Source organism: Paenibacillus sp. P4_E11 (genome assembly GCF_056401635.1).
Genome location: NZ_JBFUIX010000227.1, coordinates 1 through 4,117, shown reverse-complemented (window position 1 = coordinate 4,117; position 4,117 = coordinate 1). Strand labels below are relative to the sequence as shown.

Here is a 4,117-nt window from a genome sequence, read left to right as displayed (position 1 = left end):
ATATTACAGTCTGCAAGGAGAATGTGCAATGAGCCGCAAAGAAATCGAACAACAGATTATTCAGAATTACCAACAGGACGAGCAAATGATGATTCTGGTGTTCGCACAATGGTGCGTTAACAATGAGCTGGATCCTGCAGAGCTGTATGCCCGCGCTTACCCGGATCAACTCGCCAACCTTGCTCTGGAGCAGGCATTACAATTAACCGTGCCTCAAGAGGAAGCGGGCGACATCTCCGATACAACACTGCTAGGTGTGTTGTCGCTGTACGACAATGAAGCGCTGGCCTTCGTGGTGACAGAAGAAATCGGCAAGCGAAGGAAAGCATAATATTCATAAAGGTGGCCTCTTGATCCTATGACGATTCCATACCGACGGATCATGTAACACCGAACAAGCCGCATTCCTTGGACATCGAGGCTGTGCGGCTTTTCGTTAATGTAAAGAATGACATGAACGATCTCCCCATACATTAGAGGAAGAAGATGTAAGCGAGAGGAGAATGTTAATGAACCGTAATCTGTCCAATGAAGAGGTATCGTCGCATCCGTCCAGAGTCCACTCGACTCTCGAGGTGCTCGGAGAAGGAACGGTGGCAGCCCCAGCCGATCGCGCAGTTATCGTATTGGGAGCTGAGACGGAGAAACCTGAATTGCACTTGGCCCAGACCGAGAATGCCACAATCGTAACGAACATCATCCAGTCACTTCTGAATATGAACATTCCTCGGGAGAACATCCAGACGAGCGATTATCGCATTGAAATGCAATACGACTTCGTGGATGGCAAGCAGCAGTTCCGTGGTTATAAAGTGACCCATCTCCTGACGATTACGACGGATCGCGTGGCGGAAACCGGTACAATCGTGGACAACGCTGTCTCGAATGGCGCCAATGTCATTACCAGCATTCGGTTCACTACGTCCAAGCCGGAGCTGTATGAGAACCAGGCATTATCCGCTGCTGTTCGGAACGCCCGACTCAAAGCGGCTACGATCGCGACCACGTTGGGAGTAACGCTCGGCGCCATTCCCTATAGAGTCCAGGAGCTCTCCCATTTAGTAGAACCGGTGCCTTTCACATCCGCCAAACTATTGGCAAGCCCCACTACACCTATTCAACCGGGTCAACTGACGATACGGGCTTCCGTCCGGGTCTGGTATTACTATGCGTGACTTAGGTCCAGTTAACATTTCTTGCTATTTTCAGAAGAGTCCAACATAATAGAGTTGCCTTTATATTGAGAATCAGAGGGATCGAGAAAATGTCAGACACACAGCGAATCGACTGTATGAAATGCGTCCATTTCTACGTCACATGGGACACAAAATTCCCGAAGGGCTGCCGGGCATTCGGATTCAAGACGCAAACCATGCCAAGTGTTACGGTGCTCTCTTCATCGGGCAGCGCTTGCTTGAAATTCGAGCCTAAGGGAACGACTACGAACCAGGGGTGAAGTCGATTTCCAGAAAGCGCCTGTGTAGGGAGGAGCCTTATTGTTAATCGCCTTTGTAGGAGATATTCATGGCCGAGTATTGCATACGTTAGCAGTACTGACGGCATGGCAGCTTCACACCCAGCAAAAGCTGGATCTTATTATTCAGGTTGGCGATCTAGGTGCATATCCAGCACCATGTGAAGAAGTACGGAATGAGAAATATGTACGGCAAGATCCCGCTGAGCTCGATTTTCAACGTCTATTGCACGCAGACGGGAGACTGGCCGATGACATCCGCTATATTCGAGAGCAACACTTGAACCCGATCTATTTTATCCGCGGCAATCATGAAGACTTCGATTGGCTGGATGCAATCCAACAACAAGCGAGTCAAGGTGTTGTGACCGTTGACCCATTCGACACGTACCGCTATGTGGCAGATGGCACCATCCTGGAAGTGAATTCGTGCCGAATCGCCTTTCTGGGTGGCATCCAAACTGCGGTTCCTAGTCAAAAGTCGATCAACACCACCGCCTACGAGCAACTGGGCAGGCAAGTTCCTGGCCGAATAGACGTTCTGGTCACACACGATGCTCCTTATGGAATCGGAACGAATTTTCTAGGTCACACCCAAGGGTCTACACTCATCTCCGAGCTAATCGACACCATCGAACCCCATTACCTAATTGCAGGCCACTACCACCATATGAACGGTCCTAAGCGCTTCGGGAATACAACTTACCTGGGATTGAATGTGTTAGTAGATTTGCGGGACGATGGCGAGAGGAGAAGAGTTCAACCTGGAAGTATTGCAATCATGGATACCGGTACACGTTCCCTGAATTACATAACCGATGACTGGTTGTCCGAATTCGAAAGAGACTTCGACTTCTGCGCCTATGTTGATAAGGTGAGGCAACACAAATAACGGGGCTCCTCCATTCGTGAGTGAGCTCCGTTATAATGTCCAGGTATTACTTGCCTTAGAGCTTTCGTTGTAGTAGCAGGACCTGCTCCATGTGGCTCGCTAATGCTGCCAATGGATTGCCTATTCGGACGCCCAACGTCTGTTCCACTTGCCAAGCTGCTGCCGCCATCGATAATTGGGCCGCTACAATCACAGCATCGAGACGTTCCGTTGCAATCTGAGTCAGCCCCTCGGCAACCAATGCCTTATATTCCGCTTGGCGCCCCTGCATAATCAGTTCGAACGTGTGGTCCAACAGTCGATGCTCCACTTGGAGCTCGGTTCCGGCACGCTGGGAGTATAGAGCTAACCTGTGTAAAGTACCCTGAACCGTGCTTGGATTCGTAAACACCATGATCACGGGGCGATCCATCCTACACACATCCTGGAACAACGGATCGTCGATTGTGACAACCGGGATTGTGAGCGCGTGCTGCTCACCCTGGAGCACAGCTGCGAAATACGTGCAAGTGATCAGAATAGCGTCCGCATGACATTGAGCTATCCAGGTTAGCGTGTCTTGCACTTTCTTCTCCGCAACTTGTGCATGGAAATCCGTATCCTTCTTGATCCGATCCAGCCCAGGGTCTACATAATGAATCAACTCTACATCATAGGCGTTCAAAGCTTGCTCAATCAGCTCGATATTGGAATAATGCGCGTGAAAGCAGCCTATTCTCATCCGTTCCAGCTCCTTCCTCTTCATACTAGTGCCTAAGATGTGTATTTTTCCCGTAGAAAAATTTCAAGATTTGCTTTGACGTCTGGCCACTCTTCCGCAATGATGCTATACACGTTCGCATCCCGTATATATCCGTCGTTTAGAATGCGATTCCGTCTAAGTACACCTTCGTGCGAGGCCCCTATTCTTCGGATCGCTCGATTGGATCGTTCATTTCGAATATCTGCGATGAATTGGACACGTACTGTTTGCAAAGTTTCGAAGCAATAGCAAAGCAGTAAATACTTACATTCGGTATTGATCCGCGTACGCCAGACTGAGCGATCATACCACGTCCACCCGATCTCCAAGCTGCGATTGTTGATCGCGATATTCATCAATCGGGTCGATCCTACTACTGCGCCGGACTCCTGATCGATTACTGCGAATGGCATCTCTGTCCCAACCTGCTTATCAGCCAGAGCTTCTTCAATAAACGTTCTTGTGTCTTGCAAGCTGTTGATTCGGTCTGGTAAGTAAGTCCAGATTTCCGGACTTTGGGAAGCGATATATAACCCCTCGGCATGCTCCATCGTGAGCGGGGTCAATCTAGCGCGAGTCCCGATAAGATCAATCGATTGTAATACCAAGTCTCTTCATCCTTCCTTGTCCATTAAGTACAACTAGCATAAAGTAAGTTAGCGGATGAACCAAGATCCACTTTTGCTAGTATTTAGAGTACCACTTRGACGAGAACTAGGATGCGCTGACTTGTTGTTTAAAAGGCTTATGTTGAAAAAAAGATTTTGTCTAAGCGGTATTGAAGGGAATCACGTGCTTTCATCGAACTCCATTAGATATAGACCACTTCTGGAGGAATGAACCCGACCCGATGAGAGCCAAAAATCCTAATCTCCTGGAAGAGCATACAGCGATTGTGAATCGAGCCATCGATTACATAGAGGGTCATCTACCCGAGGACTTGTCTCTGGATGTTGTTGCAGCAGTCGTAGCTGTCTCCCCCTCCTACTTGCACCGTATGTTCAAATCG

General features: G+C 48.9%; 6 protein-coding genes. 4 read left to right on the top strand and 2 right to left on the bottom strand.

Translation table 11 applies throughout. The features are described 5' to 3' along the window. The first annotated feature begins 28 nt into the window (after window positions 1–28). From AC1DWB_RS31795 to AC1DWB_RS31780, 4 genes are all read left to right on the top strand, one after another. Window positions 29–331, top strand: a complete 303-nt coding sequence (locus AC1DWB_RS31795; RefSeq protein ID WP_477545102.1) for a hypothetical protein — start codon at window positions 29–31, stop codon at window positions 329–331. 178 nt (window positions 332–509) lie between these two features. Beyond that, on the top strand, window positions 510–1,175 hold the full coding sequence (locus AC1DWB_RS31790; protein ID WP_477545101.1) for an SIMPL domain-containing protein: 666 nt from the start codon (window positions 510–512) through the stop codon (window positions 1,173–1,175). Between the two features lie 89 nt (window positions 1,176–1,264). Beyond that, window positions 1,265–1,456 carry a uracil-DNA glycosylase gene (locus tag AC1DWB_RS31785; RefSeq protein ID WP_477545100.1) on the top strand — a complete coding sequence of 64 codons (192 nt, stop codon included), beginning with the start codon at window positions 1,265–1,267 and terminating at the stop codon, window positions 1,454–1,456. A 40-nt stretch (window positions 1,457–1,496) separates the two neighbouring features. Then, window positions 1,497–2,366 (top strand): metallophosphoesterase family protein, encoded by an 870-nt coding sequence (locus AC1DWB_RS31780; RefSeq protein ID WP_477545099.1) that lies wholly within the window; start codon window positions 1,497–1,499, stop codon window positions 2,364–2,366. Between the two features lie 55 nt (window positions 2,367–2,421). On the opposite strand, the gene AC1DWB_RS31775 is transcribed toward AC1DWB_RS31780, so the two are convergent. Beyond that, window positions 2,422–3,087, bottom strand: coding sequence for an aspartate/glutamate racemase family protein (locus AC1DWB_RS31775; protein WP_477545098.1), 666 nt, complete (start codon window positions 3,085–3,087; stop codon window positions 2,422–2,424). A 32-nt stretch (window positions 3,088–3,119) separates the two neighbouring features. Continuing rightward, the gene (locus AC1DWB_RS31770; protein ID WP_477545097.1) at window positions 3,120–3,716 is read right to left on the bottom strand and encodes a GNAT family N-acetyltransferase; all 597 of its coding nucleotides are present in this window, start codon (window positions 3,714–3,716) and stop codon (window positions 3,120–3,122) included. Window positions 3,717–4,117: the final 401 nt, after the last annotated feature.

Excerpts from the sequence above, each read along its gene's own strand:
- AC1DWB_RS31795 (WP_477545102.1), top strand. The coding sequence starts at position 29 with ATGAGCCGCAAAGAAATCGAACAACAGATTATTCAGAATTACCAACAG.
- AC1DWB_RS31790 (WP_477545101.1), top strand. The coding sequence starts at position 510 with ATGAACCGTAATCTGTCCAATGAAGAGGTATCGTCGCATCCGTCCAGA.
- AC1DWB_RS31785 (WP_477545100.1), top strand. The coding sequence starts at position 1,265 with ATGTCAGACACACAGCGAATCGACTGTATGAAATGCGTCCATTTCTAC.
- AC1DWB_RS31775 (WP_477545098.1), bottom strand. The coding sequence starts at position 3,087 with ATGAGAATAGGCTGCTTTCACGCGCATTATTCCAATATCGAGCTGATT.